Source organism: Rhizobium sp. RSm-3, from assembly GCF_001854685.1.
Lineage (GTDB): Bacteria > Pseudomonadota > Alphaproteobacteria > Rhizobiales > Rhizobiaceae > Rhizobium > Rhizobium ecuadorense.
The window spans coordinates 457,857-478,358 of record NZ_MAWZ01000024.1 but is presented as its reverse complement, the minus strand read 5'-3'; the positions used below and the strand labels follow the sequence as shown (position 1 = coordinate 478,358).

The window sequence follows — 20,502 nt, the reverse complement described above, 5'->3', positions numbered from 1 at the left end:
GTTCTCGAACCACCAGTGATGCGAGCCATCGATCTGTACCAGTTCGCCAAAGCAATCACGTCGGCCGCGTGGCTGGAAAACCCGCTTCTTGCGTTCCCGACGCGAGACCCAGATGCCGGCCTCGGTCATCCATTGCCGCAGGGTCTCCTTGGCGACCGAGATCCGGTGCAGCTCGATCAGCTTCTCACGCGCCAGCGTCGGACCGAAATCCAGATAGCGCTCACGGATCAGATCCAGTGCCGCATTGCGAAACTCCTCGCTATGGCGCCGGTTGCTCGGTCGCGATCGCTTCTTGGAAACAAGCCCGGCCGGACCATCCCGGTCATAGGCCTGCAGCAGCCGATGGACCTGACTTCGACTGAGGTCGAGCCGTTCGGCGGCCTGCACAACGCTCAGGCGTTCGTCACGGATCTTCTGGATGAGTTCGAGGCGATGCAATTCTTTCTGCGACATAGTGATCATAAAGGACATGACGACTCCGACCGCTCATGGTCTCGACCAGGCTGAAGGTCGTCATCCTTGCTCCCGACATTGGCATTGACCAGTCGTCGAGAGGCGAGATTGTCGCATCTCTAACTGGCCCAACTGTCGCATTACTAAATAGCCTCTACAATCAAAGATCACATAAGATAGATTATGGAACATAAACATGTCATTTGATTGCAAAGGCATACTGCCGTCCCGCCTATAGCCCTACTCTTTTAAAGCGGAAATTTTCCCTGTGGCGCGGCTATTCCTGAGGCGTTGGGATGACTTTGGATGGCCTTTGTAGTTCCGCCGCGGCGGCTGAAGCCGTTGCATCTCCCGTCCCGCTGGAAACATGAACCGTCGGGGTTGCAAACTGGATGCCTTTTTCCGCGAATGTCTTCTTGAGCATGGCGAGTGCCTTCCGGCGAACGCCGAATTGTTCGCCGGGTTTGGCCATGAACTTCAGCCGAATTTGCACACCGTAATCGGCCATCTGCTCAATGCCCTGCATTTTCAAGGGCTCGATGATGTTAGGCCCGAGTTCGGCATCCTCCAGAAGCTCGACGCCGATGCGCTTGATGGTCTTGCGGACCTCTTCAAGGTCGCTGTCATAGTTTAGCGTAAGGGTAATGATGTCGATCACCCAGTCGCGGCTGAGGTTCTGCACCGCGCCGAGTTCCCCGAAGGGAACGATGGTGACCGGACCGCGATGGTGCCGCAGGCGGATCGACCGCAGCGAGAAACCTTCGACCGTCCCTTTGTATTTTGCCGCCTGAATGTACTCACCGATGCGAAAGGCATCGTCGAACAGATAAAAGACGCCGGAGATGATGTCCTTGACGAGTGTTTGTGCACCGAAGCCGACGGCAATGCCGACGACGCCGGCGCCCGCCAGCAGCGGTCCGATCTGAATGCCGACGGCATCCAGGATCATCAGGAAGCCGACAGCCCCGATCGCCAGAAACAGCACATTGCGAAGGATTGGCAGCAGCGTATTCAATCGCTGACGCCGGCGCGCGTCGGGTCCGTCCTGATGGCCCGCCTGCGCACTTCTCGACGCCAGTGCCATCTGACTGTCGATCAGCGTGCTCGCGAGCTTCCAGATGACGTCGGTCACCAGCAGCACGATAACGATGCGGATTCCTGCGCGGATCAAACGTGTGGTCACAGTCTCGGCTGCGGCAAGATCACCGAGATTGACATTCCACGAACGGGCAATGAGCAGCGCGGCGACCACGATGAGGCCATTGCGCAGCGTTTGCATGATGACAACAGACCATCCGACGATGGCCGGATCTTCAACAACGTGCTCGCCGCCGGAGCGTATGATGCGACCAATGATATCGCGAGCCACGGAAACGGTCAGCGGCAGAAGCGTCATGACGATCAATGTCCAGAATGCTCCGCGCAGCCCGGACACCCATAACAGCCACGATAGCACGATGCTCGCGCTGAAGCCGACACAGGCCAGCCGGTTCACCGGCGGCCCATCAGAACGAAAATGCCGCAGCCAGATCATGGCGATCAGCGTGATTGAAACGACACCGAGCCACGCCGCGGTAAAGAGGTCGACCAGGATTGGAGAAGCCCCGATGGTCTGGAACACTTCGATGATGGCCCAGCCAGCCGCCAGCACGGCGACGATTGCGAGGAGCCAGCGGTACCAGAACCAGGCAAGCGAGGTGACAAGCGTCAGAAGCCGCATATGCGGCAGCCGGGCGCCGGGCGCGATGACAATGCGGCCCACAAGCACGCCGAGGCGCACCAACAGCGCCGCGGACAGCAGAATGAGCGCAATATCGCGAAAGACGGCAGGCCATGGAAAGAGGATAAACGCGCCGAGACTTCCGATCAGATAACCGACCAATGCGAGAAGGCCCATTGCAAGCCGGCTCGCATGCAGCTTGATCCGCTGGCGGACGGTGTCGGCAGGCGCGGTCAGCACAAAATGAAGAAGTCCTCGCCCGGACCACCAGGCAAGGCGCTGCGCAGCGAATCCGCCTGCTACGAAGAGTGTGACCGCCAGGATCAGGCCGACAGGATCGATATGATTATCCGTTTGGAAGGTCTGCACCGCCGCCCGGATCTGCCCAGGAAGAGTCGGGACTGCATCGACGAGTGTCAGCAACCTCTGGCGCAAATCCTGTAATGCGGTGGCAATCGACGGCGCCGCCTCTTGCGGGGCCGCTATCGGCTGCGCCGGTTCCTGATTGCCGGGAACGATCCGATTGACCAATGCGCGTCCGGAATCATCGTTCGGCAATTCGATGATAACCCGGATTGGTGCCGACGGATTGGGCGATTCGGCCGCTGAAATAGAATGTACGCTCCAGATCAGAAGCGCCGAAAATACAGCCGTGAGGAATATGGAGATTTTGCGGAGGGAATGACGGTCGTCGTTGATGCGCATGTACCCGTGGTCCCCCAAAAGTTGTCGTCGCTATTGCCGGCCGATAAAGCGTCGCACTTTGTGAAGGGTCGCACGATCAACGTCAATCGACGACTGTCTGGCGAACGCAGACAGAATCCCTGCCGCCACGCTCCCTGCCCGCGCATCGCCTCCCCGCCCGCATCGCCTCAATGGGCGTGAAGATCAACAACGTCGATATTGCGTCCGGTCGAAACGAGACTAAGATCTGAGGGCGAAATGGTCGATCGCCCTGTCATTCATCGAGAGCCGGGTGACGGGGACAACCGGCGGCTTTGGCGCTCAGACTGGGGATGCAAAATGAACCTTGTCAACGGAGCTTTTGGAACGCCCGAATTTCTGTCCGAGGAGCCTGGTATCTTCACGTGGGATTTGGCGACCGACACGGTTTATGCGGATTCGGCGCTGGCAATGCTTTTTGGGCTTGAGCCGGCGCAGACCATCGCGGGGCTGCCGATCATAAAATACCTCGACCGGATTCACCCGGACGACAAGCCGTCCGTGGCCAAGGCGATTTCAGACTCGGTGATCACGGGAAATCCCTATCGCCATGACTACCGGGTATTTGATCGAAGCGGGCAAGTGGTGGCCGTGGCTGCCTTCGGCCGCTGCTTCAGGGACGAAGCCGGAAACCCGTCGCACTATGCAGGCATCGTATTTCCGACGAATGATCAGAGCCAGCAAGACGAATTGTCGGCTCACTGCAGAGCGGCATTGAAAATTGCGCAGTCGTCCGGCCTGCAGACGACGGCCGATGCGCTTGAAGCAATTCTGAAAGAGCTTGCCCCGCCGATGCCTTCCGACATCGCGCCGGTTCATTGATTTCCTCCCACGCAGTGGGATCGATGCGCCTGCTCTTATCCACACCGCTGCCTTCGGTTCCCAGTCAGCCGGTCACCGCCGTCTCGCCTCGGAGAGATGACCGGCATATCCGGCAAACATGACCCCCAGCGGAACATTTCGAACCAGCCTGGCGGCAATGAAGGTTGCGCAGATCGCTGCGGCAAGCTTCGCCCAGGGATAGCTGCCCAGTTGAACATGGGCGCTTGCATCGACCGATGCGGCCTTGGCCTTCAGCGCCGCCTCCGCGTCCTCGCGCAGCATGCCTATCCGAGCCTTCAGCAGCCTTAGCTCCTGCTGCAGGGCGTTCAGATCCTGGTCGGCTTTTTCACGCGCGGTCTCCATGGCGGCATCGGCAAAAGGCGGTTCACCGTCCGCGATCAGTTCATCGGGGTCGGGAAGGCGGCCGTCGCGATTGATGGATGATTGCATGGACATATCCTCGAACAACAAGAGAGATGAGATGAAGGCCCGGCATCGTGGCCAGGCCCCCCATTGCATGTCAGCCGATCAGTGGTCGCGCCGGAAACTCTGGCTCTGCCGAGATCCGCCTTGCGACTGGCTCTGCGATTGGCGATTGGCATCGTCCGATGGCGAAGCGTCGCCGGCGCTATAGGTGTAGGCCCGCACCTTGGCGCTTCCATGCGTGGTGTCCCGCGTCGCCACGGGTCGCGTATCGTCGAATGCGCTTTCGGACACGGCGAGGTCTTCGGACGCTTTGCCGCCGGAGGATTGGCCAACAAAACCGGTATTGGATGCGCCTTGCTGCCTGTCCTCCGACGACCAGAGGTCTGCCCGTTCATCCATATCGATGCTGCCCTCGTCGTCCAGAATATCGTGGACGGTCTCATAGAGCGCGTCATCGATATTATTGACCTGGACCAGGAAACCGCCTCGCCGCAGCCCCTCTGCGTAAACAGCCCGATCCTCATCGGGGAAGAAGAAGTCGGCCAGCGCGTCGAAGAAGCCGCTGCGGTCGTCGCTCATCGTGCCGGCGGGTTTTCCATCCGCCTCATATCCCGGCATCAACCGGATTCTCGCGACCGGCACGCCGGCGTCTTCGAGACGGGAGACGGCGGATTCGGCTTGCGATCGGCTGTCGAAAAATGCGGTGAGGCTGCTGCCCCCTGTCGGGCCCGAGAAGGCCGGATTGGTATCGTTGTAAATGCTGCTCATGGGAATCTCCTCTCGATGCATAGACCCACGCCGTCGATGCCGGCTGGTTTCCTGATCAGAAAAACAGGTGGACGAGAGGAATGTTCCAAGCCAATGCGCGGGAGATATCGGCGGCATCAGCCGCACTGCCCGCCCCGGCATTCGCAACTCTCCGACATCGAAATGAGGAACTTTTGGGCATCGAGGATCGTTGTCCGGCGCCACCGCAATTCAAAGCACTGTAGCGGTTGACGTCAAACCTTCGAGACGCTAGCACGGCTTTTGACGCATTGGGGATATTTCATATGGACATCTTTACGGCAGCCGGTCTGACGGCTTTGCTGCAGGTCATTGCTATCGACCTCGTTCTAGCCGGCGACAACGCGGTGGTGATCGGTCTTGCAGCTGCCGGGCTTGAGGCCACGCAGCGCCGAAAGGCGATCATTGTCGGCATAGCGGCCGCGACCGTCCTGCGTATTCTCTTTGCCAGCGTTGCGGTCTATCTGCTCGCGATCGTCGGTCTGCTGCTGGCCGGCGGACTTCTGCTCCTCTGGGTTTGCTGGAAGATGTGGCGTGAGCTTCGCGCCGGCCATGGCGAGAACCACGAAGCGGGGGGCGCCGAAGGCGCGCCGAAAAAGACCTTTTTCCAGGCGGCGACCCAGATCGTCATCGCCGACGTCTCGATGTCGCTCGACAACGTGCTCGCCGTTGCCGGCGCCGCGCGCGAACATCCGAACGTGCTGATCATCGGTCTTGCCCTGTCGATCGCGCTGATGGGCATCGCCGCCAACCTGATCGCCCGGTTGCTCCACGACCATCGCTGGATCGCCTATGTCGGCTTGCTGATCATCCTCTATGTCTCGCTTGACATGATCTATCGCGGCGCCGTCGAGGTTATGCCCTACATGTAGTGATTTCGGGCCTGATCATGCTCTGGGGCCGGGGCTCAAGCCCCGATCCTGACCTCGGTTTCGAAACTCATCTGATCATAGGCCGGCACCACATGGTCCGGCGTCTCAGCCATCACCGCGTCGTAATCGAGCGGCGTGTGCATATGCGTGAGGATCGCCCGTTTCGGCTTCAGCCGGCCGATCCAGTCGAGCGACTGTTCCAGCGATAGATGGCTCGGATGATAGGTATATTGCAGCGCGTCGATAATCAGCACATCGAGATTCTGGAGCTTGTCGACGGTCTGCGGCGGGAAGTCGCTGATATCGCTGCAATAAGCCACATCGCCGATCCGAAAGCCGAGCGAATTTATATCGCCGTGCTGCTGGATATGCGGATGAAACCGTATCTTGCCGCCGGGACCGCGGACTTCGACGGGCTCGTCGAGGTTTTCGATGACAACAGGCAGCACGATCGGCGGATAATTGCTGCCCGGCGGTGTCTCCAGGCAATAGCCGAAGGCTTCCCGCAGCCTGTCCATCGTATATTGGTCGGCAAAGATCGGCACCCGGCGGCGGGTGTTGTGAAAATAGCCGCGCAGATCGTCGATGCCATGAATATGATCGGCATGGGGATGGCTGTAGAGCACGGCATCGACATGGTCGGCCCCTGCCCTGATCATCTGCTCGCGAAAATCCGGTCCGGTGTCGATGACGACGGTGGTGACGCCGCCATCCGGCGCAAATTGCTGCACCATGAAGGCAGCGCGCGTGCGCCGGTTCTTCGGATTGCCGGGATTGCAGGCGCCCCAGTCGCCGGTAATGCGCGGCACGCCGGGTGACGATGAACAGCCGAGAATGGTGAAGCGCCGCCGGTAGAGCACGCTCTCAGACCCTCGGCATCTTCGTAAACAGGCGCAAAGCGTTCTCCGTCGTGATCCGCGCGACCTCTGCGTAGGAAAGGCCGATCGTCTCAGCGAGCACCTCGGCGGTGTTGACGACATAAGACGGTTCGTTGCGCTTGCCGCGCCAGCGCTTCGGCGCCAGATACGGCGCGTCCGTTTCCACCAGCAGCCGATCCCGAGGGATCGTCTTGGCGATCTCGCGCAGCTCTTCCGACTTCGGGAAAGTCAGGATGCCAGAAAAGGAGATATAGCCGCCGAGTTCGACGCCGGTTCGCGCCAGTTCCGGACCGGCCGAGAAGCAGTGCAGGATGAAGGGGAAGCCCCCCTTCCCCGTTTCCTCGGTCAGGATTGCTGCCATGTCCTCATCGGCGTTGCGGCTGTGGATGACGAGCGGCAGCTGCGTGGCGCGCGCTGCCGCAATATGGCGGCGGAAGCCGGTCTGCTGGTCCTCGGGCGTCTGCGTATCGTAGAAATAATCGAGACCCGCCTCGCCGATCGCCACCACCTTCTCATGGGCGTTGGCAAGGCGCACCAGCTCTTCCGTCTGGATATCCAGCTCTTCGTCGGCATTGTTCGGATGCGTACCGACCGAGCAGAACACCGAGGGATATTTCTCGGTGATTTCAAGCAGCCCGTCGAGCTTGCGCACCCGCGTCGAGATCGTCACCATCTGCTTGACGCCGGCCTGATGGGCGCGCGCGACGATCTCGTCGCGCTCCGCCTCGAAGTCGGCAAAATCGAGATGGCAATGCGTATCGATCAGCACAGCCTCAAGCCTCCGGAGCCACGTAGCGCGGGAAGACCGGCGCCGGCGCTTCGAGCGGCGTTCCGGCAACGAGACGGCCGGCTTGCCCCAGAGCGGCGAAATCGCGCTTGTCATCGGATGCCGCGACCAGATCGAGCAGCTTGCCCGCTGAATCAGGCATGAACGGCTGCAGCAGAATGGCGATCTGGCGCACGACTTCGGCTGTCACGTAAAGCACCGTGCCCATACGCTCGGGATCGGTCTTCTTCAGCGCCCATGGCGCCTGGCCGGCGAAATAACGGTCGGTCTCGGAAACGACCGAGATGATCGAGGCGAGCGCCCGGTGAATCTGCTGCTTGCCCATGTCCTCGCGTGTCGAGGCATGCAACGCGTCGGCCTGCGCCAGCATGGCCTTGTCCTCGTCGGTCAGTGGCCCGCATTCCGGGATCTTGCCGTCGCAATTCTTCACGATCATCGACAGCGAGCGGCTGGCAAGATTGCCGATGCCGTTGGCGAGGTCGGAATTGATGCGGATGCCGATCGCCTCTTCGCTATAGCTACCGTCCTGGCCGAAGGACACTTCGCGCAGGAAGAAGTAGCGCACCTGGTCGAGACCGAAATGGTTCACCAGATTGACGGGATCGACGACGTTGCCGAGCGACTTCGACATCTTCTCGCCCTTGTTGAGCAGGAAGCCGTGGGCGAAGACCCGCTTCGGCAGCGGCAGTTTCGCCGACATCAGGAAGGCCGGCCAGTAGACGGCATGGAAGCGGATGATGTCCTTGCCGATGATGTGGACATCGGCCGGCCAGTACTTCGCCCGCGGGCCGTTCCTGTCCTCGATATAGCCGGTGGCGGTGATATAGTTGGTCAGCGCGTCGACCCAGACATACATGACATGCGAAGGGTCGTTCGGCACTTTGATGCCCCAGTCGAAGGTCGTGCGCGAGACCGAAAGGTCCTTGAGGCCCGACTTGACGAAGGAGATCACCTCGTTGCGGCGCTCGGCAGGACCGATGAAATCGGGGTTCGCCTCGTAGTGGGCAAGCAGCTTTTCCTGGTATTCGGAGAGCTTGAAGAAATAGCTAGCCTCTTCCACCCACTCGACCGGCGTACCCTGCGGCCCGTAGCGCACGCCGTCGGCGCGCAGCTCCGTCTCGTTTTCCTGGTAATAGGCCTCGTCGCGCACCGAATACCAGCCGGCATAGCTGTCCTTGTAGATGTCGCCATTCTCGGCCATCAGGTTCCAGATGTTGCGCGATGTTTCGTGATGACGCTCCTGCGTGGTACGGATGAAGTCGTCATTCGAGGCGTTCAACAGTTTCGCCATCGCCTGGAATTCGCCGGAGTTGCGGTCGGCAAGCGCCTGGGCGGTAATCCCCTCCGCGCGTGCCGTTTGCTGCATCTTCTGGCCGTGTTCGTCGGTGCCGGTCAGGAAGAACACGTCCCTGCCATCCAGGCGCTGATAGCGCGCCATCGCATCCGTCGCGATCAGCTCGTAGGCATGGCCGATATGCGGCTTGCCGTTGGGATAGGAAATCGCGGTGGTGATGTAGAAGGGTGTCTTGTCTGTCATGGCGGCCAATGTCCGGCTAACTCTATAAAAATGGTCAGCCGCTCTTAGCGCATGTCACCGTCAAGCGAAACATCAAGTTTTACCGCCGTCGATGATTTCCGGGACACGGGCGGCGGTGAACTTGACTCAGCTTCTGCCGCAATCTACCCGTCATGGAAAAGAGGGCGGGACAGAACGAAGTGCCAGTTTTCATCTATCCGGACTGTCGTGGCCACGCGCCGTCGGAGGCGCTCGATTGACGTTTGAGCCGCTCTATTCGCTTTCGGGCCTGTTTGTCGGCGCGCTCGTCGGCATCACAGGTGTTGGCGGCGGTTCGCTGATGACGCCGCTGCTGGTGCTGCTCTTCGGCGTCCATCCCGCAACCGCCGTCGGCACCGATCTTCTCTATGCGGCGATCACCAAGACCGCCGGCACCGCCGTTCACGGCATGCACGGGCGCGTCAACTGGAAGATCGTCGGCGGTCTCGCCATAGGCAGCGTGCCGGCCGCCTTGCTGATGCTGTGGCTGCTGGCAGGCGTCGATCGCAAAAGCATCGGCGTGACCAATACGATCACCACGGCGCTCGGCTGGCTTCTTGTCATGACCGCGATCATGCTGGTCTTCCGAGGCCCGATACTCGAGCTGGCGCGCCGCGCCATCGGCGACCGCACGCCGCCGCAGCCGAGAACCATCCTCGCCCTTACCGTCATTCTCGGATTTCTCCTCGGTGTTCTCGTCACCCTGACCTCCGTCGGTGCGGGCGCCTTGGGGGTGACGATCCTGCTGGTCCTTTATCCCAGGCTCGATGTGCGCGAGATCGTCGGCTCCGATATCGTCCATGCGGTGCCGCTGACCCTGATCGGCGGCACGGGCTACTGGCTGATCGGTGAAATCGACTGGCCGATGCTGTTTGCCCTGCTCATCGGCTCCATCCCCGGCATCATCATCGGCAGCCTGCTGGCGCCGAAGCTGCACGAACGCACCATCCGCATCGTCCTTGCCGTCACACTTGCCGTCGTCGCATGCAAGCTGCTGGCCGGTTGACCCCTCTCAGGGCCTCCTCGGCACAGCACATTATATGCCCGGCTGCTTGATATCGGCGAGAATGCTGATGATCGTTTGTTTGCGGTCGAGGTTATAGGCATCCGAAATGGTCAGCCGCTCGGTGATCTCGGAATAGAGCCGCGCCAGCCGTTCCGCAGCCGTGATCTTCCCCTCGCCTGCCGCTGCGCGCGCCCGGCTCATGATGTCGTCGCCGACATGGCTGACGAAGAAATCGAAGATCGTGTCGCTTTCCCTGCCCGAAAGCGCGTCGGCCAGCCGATGCATCGCCTTGCGGGCCGTCGCTCCTTCGGCCGACAACATCTCTTCATAGGCGGCGATGATCTCGCCGCCGCCGTAATTCAACAGTTTCAGCGCCTCGCCGACGCTGCCCTTGGCAGCCGAAAGCACCGCCCCGCCCTCCCCTGATATGCCGAGATGGGCAAGCGCCGCCATCAGTGCATCATCGGCAAGCGGCGCCAGTTTCAGCGGCAGGCAGCGCGAGCGGATCGTCGGCAGCAATCGTCCCGGCGCATGCGAGAGCACCAGGAACAGCGCCCGCTTCGGCGGCTCTTCCAGGATTTTGAGAATGGCGTTGGCCGCATTGCGGTTCATGTCGTCGGCCGGATCGATGATGACGATCCGCCAATTGCCGGTGCCCGAGGTCTGCGAGAAGAATTTGCCGGCGCGGCGAACCTCGTCGACGGTGATCGCCGACTTCACCTTGCCGGTCTTTTCATCCACCGGACGGGCGAGATGCAGGAGATTGTGCGAGGCGCCTGAAGTGATCTGCCGGCTGACGGATGAGGCAGGATCCGGATCGCCGATCGTCTCCGGCGCCGTGGCAGGATCGGGATGCGAGAGCACGTGATTGGCGAAGCGGAAGGCGAGCGTCGCCTTGCCGATGCCCTCAGGCCCCTCTATCAGGATGGCGTGGTGTCCCTTGCCGGAGCGGTAGGAGTGCGCAAGGAAGGCCTCCGCCTCCTCATGGCCGAACAGCCTGGTATTTTCCCCCGGCCAGATGGCACCATCGAGCAGTCCGGGTCTTTCTTCACTCATGATGGGCTTCACTCATGATGGGCGGCTTCCGGCATGCGCGCATGGCCTGCAGGCGACATCAACTGCTGCACGATCGCCTGGATCTCGGCGGCGATCGCCTCCTCGCTCTGCAACGCGTTGATCACGTGACAGCGCTCCGGCTCGCGGGTGGCGATATCGAGAAAGGCTTCACGCCGTTTCTCGTGGGTTTCGAGCCGCTCTTTCTCGAAGCGGTCGGGAGCGTCGGCGGCGGCGCGCTTCTGCGCCCGCTCCAGCCCGATCTTGGCGGGAATGTCCAGGATCACGGTGCAATCCGGCATCACGCCGTTGATGGCGATGCGCTGCAGCGTCTCGATGAAATCCGGCTCGAGATTGCCGGTGATGCCCTGGTAGACGCGGGAGGAGTCAATAAAGCGGTCGCAGAGCACGATCTTGCCGACCGCCAGTGCGGGCCGGATCACCTCTTCTACGTGGTCGTTGCGCGCCGCCGCAAAGAGGATCGCCTCCATCCGCGTGCCGAAGGCTTCGGCAGCCCCCGACAACAGCACGTGGCGCACGGCCTCGGCACCCGGCGATCCGCCCGGTTCCCGCGTCACCAGCACATCGTGACCTTCGCCCTTCAGTGCCTCGGCGAGGCGGCGAATCTGCGTGGATTTCCCAGCGCCCTCCCCGCCTTCAAACGTAACGAACAATCCCGCACAGGATGACAATGACAACTTCCCGCATTCCAGGCGCCGCACGCGCCTTGCTTCTTCTATCTATCCGAAGACAGCAGGAAGGAAAACCTTTCGCCGCGGCGACAAATTCACCTTTCCCGGCAAATTGCATCGCAGCGCCGGCATTCAGCCGGGCGCGGACTTGTCCCAGAGCCAGGAGAAGAATAGCGATTCGCCGAGTTCCAGCATGGCGTCAACAGCCCGGCTGCTGAGCGAGCCCTCGCCGACCGCCCCCACGGTATAGAGCGGCACTTCCCTGAGCAGGCGGCTGCCCGCGAAAATCCTGAGCGTGCCTGCCTGGGTATCCGGCTGCACCGGCGCCGTCAGCGGCCAGCGATAGACGATACGCGCCGACAGCCGGTCGGGATTGCTGATCGGAATATAAACGCTGACCGGCGCTTTGGCCACGAGATCGACGGTGCGCACCGTGCCGCCATAGACGCTGGCGGCTCCAATCACTTCCTTGTCGGCGAAGATCTGCCGGTTCTCGAAGGCCGTCAGCCCCCATTCGAGTACCCGCTTGGCCTCCTCCGTCCGCTCCTTGTCGGAAGCGATGCCGGCAAGCGCCAGAAACAGCCGCCTGCCGTCGCGCTCGACCGACGCGACGATCGAATAACCCTCGCCCTCGGTAAATCCGGTGGCCAGCCCGTCGGCGCCGAGATCGAGCCCGAGCAGCGGATTGCGGTTGCGCTGGAAGATCTTGTTCCACTCGAAATCCGGCTGCGCGAAATAGGGATAGAGGTTCGGATAGGTCTGCTGCAGGGCCGTGGCCAGCGTCACCATCTCGCGCGCCGTCACCTTGCTCTTTCCATCGGGAAGGCCGGTGGAGTTGCCGAACTCGGCCGTCTCCATGCCGAGCTCACGGGCGCGCCGTGTCATCGACTCGGCAAATTGGTGCTCGCTTCCAGCCATGCCTTCGGCCAGGATGATGCAGCTGTCATTGGCGCCCTGGATGGCGATGCCCTTGATCAGATCCTCAACGCGCACGCGCGATTTAAGGCTGGCAAACATCGTCGCCGTCCTCGACGGAGCGCCGCCGGTCCGCCAGGCATACTCGGAAACGGGATATTCGGTGTCGAAGGTGATCTGGCCCTTCGTCACCGCCTCGAAGACGAGATCCATCGTCATCAGCTTGGCGAGCGAAGCCGGCGAAAAGCCCTGGTCCTCGTTCTTGGCGAGAAGCACGGTGCCGGTGGCGGCCTCGATCATGTAGGCCTGCGCCGCTTTAGTGGCGAAACCGGCGGCCCCGCTATCGGCTGCAAGCGCCCCTGTGGTCAACGGCATCAGGCATGCCAGAGCAATTCCAGCAAAAGTGCGCAGCGGTTTTGCTGGAATTGCGGCGAAACAAAGGCGAAGCATAGGCTTCAGCATCAAGAGTTTCCATCGATCGAGCGGCGTGTGGTCGGGAGGTTAGAGCGAGAGGAAATCCGATGCAATTGCCGCGCTCAGCGCGCGGCGAATTTAGCCTGTTGGCGCTTGGCCGAAGCAAGGATCGACTCCTGCGTCAGCCCGTCATTGCGCACCATCACCGCGTCGAAGGCGAGATCGACGGTCACCGTCTTCACGTCTTCGTTCTGGTAACCGAGCGCGAGCGAGCCCAGCGGCCGCTCATAAGGCATGGGACCAATCTCCGGCAGCACGACCATCTGGCCGAAGGCCTGCGGGGCATTGTTGGCGGACGGTGCCGGCGGCGCCACCAGGACATGGGCGCCCGGAGCAGGAGCGGCTGCCGCATTATAGCGTGCGCTCGGCGTCGAGCCGGCATAGGAAGTCGCCGACATCGGCACCGGCACGTTGGCCGGCGTTTCGTAATCTTCCGAACTCTGCAGCTGGTCGCGGGTGATCTTGCGGCTATTGGAGGCGACCATCACACCGGTCGCGATCTGGCCTTCCGGATTGACGCTGGGAATGCGGCTGCCCTTGGGCGCGTAGGAGGCCATCAGATAGGGCATGTCGTGTCCGTCCATGCGGGCGCGACCGACATATTGCACGCGCACCTTGCCAGTGCCGCTGTGCTGCAGATCCAGCATGTCGGCCGTCTTGTTCGAAAGGTCGATAATACGGCCTTCGTGATAGGGGCCGCGATCGTTGACGCGCACGATGACAGAGGAACCACTTTCGAGATTGGTGACACGCGCATAGCTCGGCAATGGGAAGGTCGGATGCGCCGCGGAAAGATGCATCTGGTCGTAGACTTCGCCGTTCGCCGTCAGGCGGCCATGAAAGGCCGAGCCGTACCAGGAGGCGACGCCGACCTTGTTATAGGCGAAGTCTTCCTTCGGATAATACCACTTGCCCTTCACCTCGTAAGGATTGCCGACGATATAACGGCCGCCGCCCTTGGGGATATTGTTGCCGGTGGCGACCCGCGGGCTCGCCTTGACGCCATATTCGGATTCGGAGAAATATTCTTTGCCGTGGGCTTTCTTCTTCGGCACCGCTTGCGTCGTGCCGCACGCCGCAACCGTCGCACACATCGCCGACACAGCCAGCCACCGTGCTGTCGTTGCGAAAGACACCGCCCCGTATCCCAATTTCATATGTCCCACGCCGCTCAAAGATCGTTATGGTTAAGGAACTTTGCCCCATACTGGGCCAATACGCCTTATCCCCGCCCGCCTAACGAGACTTTAATCTTGCGAAGTTCGTGGCAAATTTACGAACGATTTCGCTGCGATAGCGACAATTCTAATGATTATGGTTTATAAATCACTAACGCGGGTCCAGCCGCCCTGCCCTGCCGCTGCCGCAAAGAGGCCTGAAATTCCCGTGCCGATACGAGGCATATGGTAAACATTCAGCCGCTTCAAAACGCCCGAAAAGCTCCGTATTGAAACGCCAACGTGACGGCTCCACGGCGTTTACAGCTGCCTTGCTTCAGTCGCCCATCGGACGCAACGCAACGCGGATCTTGTAGTGATACTTCGATCCCCTGGGGGAACGAAATCTCCGCCACGGGATCCGACGGGCGCTAAAACAGGATGATCTTAGTCCAGGCCGGCGCCCTATGCTGCCGGCGGGCGATACCGAACCGACTTCGCCTTCCCCAAGGCTTCGATCGTATCCTCGACGCTGAGCAGGACAGTGGTTTCCATGGAACTGACTGCTCCTCCCGCCCCGATAGCAAGCGCGACAGCCGCCATCGAGACGTTATCGGGCGCCTCCCACAGGTTCCAACCATCATGCTCGCCAAAGGCATACCAGAACCCATGGAGCTTGCCGCCCACCGATTCAATGTAGCGACGGGCCGCCTCCCGGCGATCCTCGGGGTTGTCGATCATGCGCGCCCATGTTTCGGGCGTGTAGCTGAAGCGCGTGAGATACATGGCCATGGTTTTTTCCTCCGCCAGAACAATACAGTAAACGCTCAAGCCGGACGGAACGCCAATCACTTCCAGCGAGCGGAATGGGCAAAGACCTATGCGCCGGAACTGCAATCGGCGCGGATGCCGACAAATGCTGCCGGGCAAGTTGACGCTGCTACCAAAGCTGCTAAAAAGCCAGCCATCGAGTGATTGGATGGCAAACCGGAAGCAATGGCCGGTTCGTAGAAATCAACGCAATGTGGATTTCTGAAACCTTCTCAATCAGATGGAAGAGTGTCCGAGTGGTTTAAGGAACCGGTCTTGAAAACCGGCGTGCGGGAAACCGTACCGTGGGTTCGAATCCCACCTCTTCCGCCATAACGATTTGAATTATAACGTTTTTTCCAAGACATTAAGGCGCCACCTCCGGCCTCACCGCAGAACTGTGCTTTTGCTGCTGTTGCCCGTTATTGCGGAGGTGCAATAGACGTCGGCGCCGAGTAGGCCGGTGTTCAGCGCTTGTCTGTTCGCGGTTGCGCTCCAGCCGAATGATACGTTGAAGCCAGGCGCCGATCTTGACAGCGGTGCGGGTGGGGGCCGTCCACCAGCGCAACGACGCGTTTTCATCGTGGCCAACGAATAGCATTGCCTTCGCCTTCGATCAGATGCTGGCGCCATCGATAGGACACTTCAGGCGTTTCATCGCTCGGTTGATCGTCCTTTTCCGGTTCTCCGTTGGTTGCGTCGCGAAAGCCGGAACAAGTGCTTGGGTCTCCGCATCGTAGTAAGCGGTGTGCTGTTCGCACTTAGGTGAGAAGGCCGATTAGTCGCTATTGTTTGCCAGCAATAAGATTATGGGATCCATACTGTACCGCGCCCGGGTGAACCCTCGCCAGTCCGCCATCATATCCAGGGAGGGCGCATCTGAAGCAATTTTGTTGAGATTCTCTTGGGTGCAGTCGATGGGATATAGCCCTTCCGAAAGCCTTCGCCACGTGCATTCGCAATCAAGTTCGATTTCGCTAAGCGCTGTCACATATTCTGAAATTGAGGACGCCAACATGTTGCCTGGCTCCAATTGGCCGTGCTGTCCGAAGTAGAACTGCTTTCCGATATTATTGAGCCCGTTTTTGATCGTTGCGTTCGGTGTGAGCATCGTCGCGACCATCGCGACCTGCAGGCAGTGATATCCGCCACATTGGTGGTGCAACGCGATCCATTCGCGGTCATTCGTAAGCGGTGGAACGCTTTGCAAGAATGCCAAGATGGGCACCACATGTATGGCCCGCCGCTCTTCCTCCTCTGTCGGAAATTGGTGTAGCGAGACGACGTCGTCGCGGAAAAAGAGATCGCCTGTGTTCGAAAAGAGGTTAGACGGCAGGCTGCGCACCGGAACTTTTCCTTTATCGCGAAAGCCCGACAACACCTCTTCCGTAACAATCATAGCATCGACCTCACACCATCATACCTGAACCAATACGTTGAGCAAAACCTCTGGCACGCGTAGCCAACTGCTGCAAGTGAACCACAGCGTCGTCGGGAGCGCTCGCTACCTGGTACTGAAATTCCAAGGTAAAAGTTCATCAATTCGGCGCTGTTTGTGGCCGTTGACGGTCTTGGCCCACGAGGCTTTCTCAAGGCCCGGCGAGGCCAAGAGAAAAGGCGAAACCCGGACCAATACGAAGCATAATTATTGTCTCCTCAAGAATTTTGAACTCCGCGAGTAAGACATACCAGCTATGACTACCTATGAAGGATTCCGTGAGGTCACGCCATGCCATCCGTATCGGCAGCTGAAGTCGCCGCACGCGCTTATGAAAGCAGCGAGTAGACCCAGATGCCGATAGAACCCCAGAAGATGACCGGCGCAAGTATCATCCCCGCAATGATAACCTTCGTCACAGCAAAAGCTCCGAAATTTCACTCATCCCGCGAATCTATTGCACCGACCGAAGGGTTGGTATGGGGTATGAAGTCCGGGATTGATCGGACTTTTGTCTGAGATTCGATCGCTTATCGCATATTCTAAATCGGACCGCCGGCATCAATGGATGCTTGCTGCTACACCTCCGCCTATTGTGGGCCGGACCAGCCGAAAGCGTTCAGCCGCTCGATGAAGCGTCCCTTCTGAACGTGGCGTTCAAAGATCGAATGCAGGCGGCGGGCGAAGTCGGGGGTGTCGCCGTTCTTCGCGGCGATCGTCTTCAAGTCCATGAGGAAGTGGCTGCCGGGATTTCATCGTGGACGATGGCTCAAGTCTGCGTTCCGCCTTGATGAGACCAGATGCAGCACGCCGGCAGTTTCGAAGATTCGAAACGCCTCGGCAAGGGTCAGCCCGGAATAGAGCCGCCACCATTTGCCTATGTGCCGATATTCCCGATCCATTGTTTCTTGCGCTCGATATCCTCGACCCATATTTTCGGTGCCGGACTGTATCCCACGAACCAGACGGGCCAGAATGGCAAACCACCGAAAGGCGAGCAGTGCGATGAAATTGGGCTGGCAGCCACGGAAATGGCTCGAGAAAAAGACCAAGCGGGGTATCCGCGGCTACCCCATCGGTACGATCGCCTACTATGGTCCGGACAACCGCCGCGCCACCAAGGCGGCCGTCAGTATTATCCCGGCGCCGCATGCGGAGCCGGTCGATCTGCGCCGATGGTTTGCCGAAACCGGCGATCTCAGAACAGACGACGCCGTTGTCGCTGAGATCGCGGCATTCCTGCGCGACAATGACGTGAAATCGGTGGCGGCGATGGATGGAATCTTTGGCTGCCCTCACGAAGAGGGAATCGACTATCCGGTCGGCGAGGCTTGTCCGGCTTGCTCCTATTGGAACGGGCGAAACCGCTTCACAGGTAAGCTTGAGGCAGATTGAATTCCCGACGGCTTGTGCTCGATAGATCCGGCCCGAGCGCGGTCATGCTCCTTCGGACTTGGTTCGGCGCCGGTAGGCCCCGCCCGCGATGGTGAGCGCGACGGCGATCAATGCGGCTGCGACGCCGAAGGTGATCTGCATGCCTGAATGCACGGCTTCGGGAGGCGCCGCGGCGATCTCGGATGCTGCCGATCCGTACGCAAACACGGCCCCCATGACGGATGCGCCGGTAATCAGCCCGAGATTGCGCGACAGGTTGAGTATGCCGGAGATGACGCCGCGCTGATCGGGCTGTACATCCGCCATGACGGCTGTGTTGTTGGCTGCCTGGAACAGCTGGTAGCCGGATGTCAGCATGGCGATGCCGGCGATGTAGCCGGCAATTCCGGGCAGCGCGGCAAGAGCGGTGGAGCCGGCGGTCATGGCGACGAGCCCTGCGGCAATCACGAAGGGTGCGTCCAGACGGTCGACCAGGCGACCGGCCGGGACGCCGCTGAGGATGGAGATCACGGGACCGATCGACATGACGGCTCCAACCAGCGCTTCGCCGAGCCCGAGCGCACGCGAGAGATAGAAGGGCGCGACCACCAGCGTCGCCATCATCACAGTCGAAACGAGTGCGTTCATTGCCAGGCTGGCCGTGAGCACGCGATTGCGGAACACCGGCAACTCGATCAACGGCGACGCGATTCTCGCCTCGGTGAAGACGAAGAGACCGGCGCTGAATGCGGCTGTGAGCAGCAGGGCGAGGTTCAACAGGCCAAAGCGGCCATGCCCGATCGTCATCGCCAGCGCATAGGCCGAAAGCGTCAGGGCAAGCAGCAGCGTGCCCATTGTATCGAAGCCGGCCCGATCCTTCTTCCGTCCGCCGATATCGTTCGGCAGGTAATGATAGGCGAGAACGAAGGTCGTAACGCCGAGCGGCACGTTGACGAGGAATATCGCCGGCCAGCCGAAACAGGAGATCAGCAGACCGCCGAGCGACGGCCCAAGGGCGGTGCCGATCGCCGACATGGTTCCGAGCAGCCCCATGGCGCTCCCGGTCCTCGCCTTCGGCACCGTTTCACCGACAAAGGCCATGGTCAGCGCCATCATGATCGCCGCACCCAGACCCTGCAGCGCGCGCGCCGCAATCATCAGCCACAGCGCCGGCGCAAGGCCGCAGAGGACCGAGGCCAGCGTGAACAGCAGGATGCCGCCGAGCAGCAGCCGTCGCCGGCCGGTGACATCGCCGAGCCGCCCGACGCTGACGATCAGGGTGGTAATGGCAAGGAGATAGGCGAGCACGATCCACTGCACGTGCTGGAAGGCGGCGTCGAAGCCCCGCGCCAGGCTTGGCAGACCGACATTGGCGATGCTGGTGCCGAGCGATGGCAGCAGCATGGAAAGAGAAAGGCTGGCGAGTGCCCAGCGGACGGAATAGGGTCGTTCGGCGACGGCCTCGCCTGGTTCTGCAATGATCGGTTTCACCGTTGACTCCGTTTTCTCGCTCCCGAAACGGAGCCGCCGGAAAACATAAGCCTCCGACTGGAATGGCGGAACGCGCAGCATTTGCATTCTATTCGTGCGTTGGACGCCATATGAAGCCATGTTATATCGGATGCATGTCGACACCCGATCTCAACCTGCTCGCCACCCTGGATGTGCTGCTTGCCGAAGGCAGCGTGGCCCGCGCCGCCCAAAGGCTGCGGCTCAGCCCGTCGGCAATGAGCCGGGCGCTGGCGCGACTGCGCGAGACGACGGGCGATCCGCTGCTGGTGCGCGCCGGCCGCGGCCTCGTACCCACGCCCCGGGCACTCGAACTGCGCGAGCGGGTCGGCCGGATCGTCGAGGATGCGCAAGCGGTGCTGCGCCCCGCCGAAGCGCTTGATCTCAAGCGCTTGGTACGAACGTTCACCCTGCGCGCCAGCGAGGGTTTCGCCGAGAGCTTCGGACCCGATCTTATCGCCCACCTCAGCGGGCAAGCGCCCGGCGTGCGGCTGCGCTTCGTGCCGAAGCCGGATAAGGACAGCGCCCCATTGCGCGACGGAAGCGTCGACCTGGAAACCGGCGTCGTCGGCGAAACGATGGGACCGGAGGTGCGGGCGCAGGCCTTGTTCCGCGACCGGTTCATCGGCGTCGTGCGCATCGGGCATCCGCTCTGCCAGGGCGAAATCACGCCCGCCCGATATGCGGCCGGCCGGCACATCGCCGTCTCGCGGCGCGGGCTCGACAAGGGACCGATCGACGAAGCTCTGAATGCGCTCGGGCTGGAACGGCAGATTGCCACCATCGTCGGCGGATTTTCCACGGCCCTGGCGCTCGCCCGCGCCTCGGATCTGATAGCCTGTGTTCCGGAACGACACACGGGCGCATTGCGCCACGGAATGCACAGTTTTCCCCTGCCCGTTCCGATCCCTGAGATCACCCTTTCCTTGCTCTGGCATCCGCGGATGGATGCCGATCCGGCCCATCGCTGGCTGCGCGGCTGCGTTCGGGACGCCTGCGCGGCGACGTGATCGAGGGGCCGCGGAGGACTGCGGGCGGAAGTTCGATCCGTT

At 61.0% G+C, this 20,502-nt stretch carries 20 protein-coding genes and 1 tRNA gene; 6 read left to right on the top strand and 15 right to left on the bottom strand.

Annotation, left to right across the window (positions count from 1 at the left end; genetic code table 11):
- Nucleotides 1-471, bottom strand: a 471-nt coding sequence (locus tag BBJ66_RS21370) for a helix-turn-helix domain-containing protein (protein WP_145926489.1), incomplete at its 3' end; no start/stop codon positions are given.
- A gap of 259 nt (nt 472-730) precedes the next feature.
- Nucleotides 731-2,878 (bottom strand): mechanosensitive ion channel family protein, encoded by a 2,148-nt coding sequence (locus tag BBJ66_RS21365; RefSeq protein ID WP_071089607.1) that lies wholly within the window; start codon nt 2,876-2,878, stop codon nt 731-733.
- 318 nt (nt 2,879-3,196) lie between these two features.
- On the opposite strand from BBJ66_RS21365, the gene BBJ66_RS21360 reads away from it, so the two are divergent.
- The gene (locus BBJ66_RS21360) at nt 3,197-3,718 is read left to right on the top strand and encodes a PAS domain-containing protein (RefSeq protein WP_071089604.1); all 522 of its coding nucleotides are present in this window, start codon (nt 3,197-3,199) and stop codon (nt 3,716-3,718) included.
- Between the two features lie 72 nt (nt 3,719-3,790).
- Here the strand turns inward: BBJ66_RS21360 and BBJ66_RS21355 are convergent, their stop codons facing one another.
- Together BBJ66_RS21355 and BBJ66_RS21350 are read right to left on the bottom strand one after the other, a co-directional pair.
- Nucleotides 3,791-4,168, bottom strand: coding sequence for a hypothetical protein (locus BBJ66_RS21355; RefSeq protein WP_049735446.1), 378 nt, complete (start codon nt 4,166-4,168; stop codon nt 3,791-3,793).
- A gap of 78 nt (nt 4,169-4,246) precedes the next feature.
- Entirely contained in the window at nt 4,247-4,912 is a 666-nt protein-coding gene (locus BBJ66_RS21350; protein WP_071089601.1) for a hypothetical protein, read from the bottom strand.
- 284 nt (nt 4,913-5,196) lie between these two features.
- On the opposite strand from BBJ66_RS21350, the gene BBJ66_RS21345 reads away from it, so the two are divergent.
- Nucleotides 5,197-5,802: a TerC family protein gene (locus tag BBJ66_RS21345; RefSeq protein WP_049735444.1), complete on the top strand. Its 606-nt coding sequence runs from the start codon at nt 5,197-5,199 to the stop codon at nt 5,800-5,802.
- Nucleotides 5,803-5,837: 35 nt separating this feature from the next.
- On the opposite strand, the gene BBJ66_RS21340 is transcribed toward BBJ66_RS21345, so the two are convergent.
- Genes BBJ66_RS21340 through metG form a run of 3 tightly spaced genes read right to left on the bottom strand, consistent with a single transcriptional unit; the run spans nt 5,838 to nt 9,004 of the window.
- Nucleotides 5,838-6,662: an MBL fold metallo-hydrolase gene (locus BBJ66_RS21340; RefSeq protein ID WP_049735443.1), complete on the bottom strand. Its 825-nt coding sequence runs from the start codon at nt 6,660-6,662 to the stop codon at nt 5,838-5,840.
- A gap of 4 nt (nt 6,663-6,666) precedes the next feature.
- Nucleotides 6,667-7,449, bottom strand: coding sequence for a TatD family hydrolase (locus BBJ66_RS21335; protein ID WP_071089598.1), 783 nt, complete (start codon nt 7,447-7,449; stop codon nt 6,667-6,669).
- A gap of 4 nt (nt 7,450-7,453) precedes the next feature.
- Nucleotides 7,454-9,004, bottom strand: coding sequence for a methionine--tRNA ligase (metG, locus tag BBJ66_RS21330; RefSeq protein ID WP_071089594.1), 1,551 nt, complete (start codon nt 9,002-9,004; stop codon nt 7,454-7,456).
- 235 nt (nt 9,005-9,239) lie between these two features.
- On the opposite strand from metG, the gene BBJ66_RS21325 reads away from it, so the two are divergent.
- On the top strand, nt 9,240-10,028 hold the full coding sequence (locus tag BBJ66_RS21325) for a sulfite exporter TauE/SafE family protein (RefSeq protein ID WP_071089590.1): 789 nt from the start codon (nt 9,240-9,242) through the stop codon (nt 10,026-10,028).
- A gap of 30 nt (nt 10,029-10,058) precedes the next feature.
- Here BBJ66_RS21325 and BBJ66_RS21320 read toward each other — a convergent pair whose 3' ends face one another.
- The 5 genes from BBJ66_RS21320 to BBJ66_RS21300 form a co-directional block, all read right to left on the bottom strand.
- Nucleotides 10,059-11,084: a DNA polymerase III subunit delta' gene (locus BBJ66_RS21320; protein WP_071089665.1), complete on the bottom strand. Its 1,026-nt coding sequence runs from the start codon at nt 11,082-11,084 to the stop codon at nt 10,059-10,061.
- A gap of 8 nt (nt 11,085-11,092) precedes the next feature.
- Nucleotides 11,093-11,773, bottom strand: a complete 681-nt coding sequence (tmk, locus tag BBJ66_RS21315; protein ID WP_071089586.1) for a dTMP kinase — start codon at nt 11,771-11,773, stop codon at nt 11,093-11,095.
- Between the two features lie 132 nt (nt 11,774-11,905).
- Nucleotides 11,906-13,150, bottom strand: a complete 1,245-nt coding sequence (locus BBJ66_RS21310; protein WP_406550021.1) for a D-alanyl-D-alanine carboxypeptidase family protein — start codon at nt 13,148-13,150, stop codon at nt 11,906-11,908.
- Nucleotides 13,151-13,224: 74 nt separating this feature from the next.
- Nucleotides 13,225-14,319, bottom strand: coding sequence for a septal ring lytic transglycosylase RlpA family protein (locus BBJ66_RS21305; protein WP_049735437.1), 1,095 nt, complete (start codon nt 14,317-14,319; stop codon nt 13,225-13,227).
- Nucleotides 14,320-14,784: 465 nt separating this feature from the next.
- Nucleotides 14,785-15,111, bottom strand: coding sequence for a GYD domain-containing protein (locus BBJ66_RS21300; protein ID WP_049735436.1), 327 nt, complete (start codon nt 15,109-15,111; stop codon nt 14,785-14,787).
- 261 nt (nt 15,112-15,372) lie between these two features.
- Here BBJ66_RS21300 and BBJ66_RS21295 point away from each other — a divergent pair.
- A tRNA-Ser gene (locus BBJ66_RS21295) sits at nt 15,373-15,462 on the top strand.
- 445 nt (nt 15,463-15,907) lie between these two features.
- Here BBJ66_RS21295 and BBJ66_RS21285 read toward each other — a convergent pair.
- Together BBJ66_RS21285 and BBJ66_RS34785 are read right to left on the bottom strand one after the other, a co-directional pair.
- Nucleotides 15,908-16,528, bottom strand: a complete 621-nt coding sequence (locus BBJ66_RS21285; RefSeq protein ID WP_071089581.1) for a hypothetical protein — start codon at nt 16,526-16,528, stop codon at nt 15,908-15,910.
- Between the two features lie 629 nt (nt 16,529-17,157).
- A complete protein-coding gene (locus BBJ66_RS34785; RefSeq protein ID WP_160320414.1) occupies nt 17,158-17,298 on the bottom strand; it encodes a hypothetical protein in 141 nt (46 codons plus the stop codon).
- A 274-nt stretch (nt 17,299-17,572) separates the two neighbouring features.
- Between BBJ66_RS34785 and BBJ66_RS21280 the strand changes: the two genes are divergently transcribed.
- Entirely contained in the window at nt 17,573-17,962 is a 390-nt protein-coding gene (locus tag BBJ66_RS21280; protein ID WP_071089578.1) for a hypothetical protein, read from the top strand.
- A gap of 42 nt (nt 17,963-18,004) precedes the next feature.
- On the opposite strand, the gene BBJ66_RS21275 is transcribed toward BBJ66_RS21280, so the two are convergent.
- Nucleotides 18,005-19,432, bottom strand: coding sequence for an MFS transporter (locus BBJ66_RS21275; protein WP_071089658.1), 1,428 nt, complete (start codon nt 19,430-19,432; stop codon nt 18,005-18,007).
- A gap of 134 nt (nt 19,433-19,566) precedes the next feature.
- Here BBJ66_RS21275 and BBJ66_RS21270 point away from each other — a divergent pair, with 134 nt between their 5' ends.
- Nucleotides 19,567-20,460 (top strand): LysR family transcriptional regulator, encoded by an 894-nt coding sequence (locus tag BBJ66_RS21270; protein ID WP_071089576.1) that lies wholly within the window; start codon nt 19,567-19,569, stop codon nt 20,458-20,460.
- The last annotated feature ends 42 nt before the right edge of the window (nt 20,461-20,502 follow it).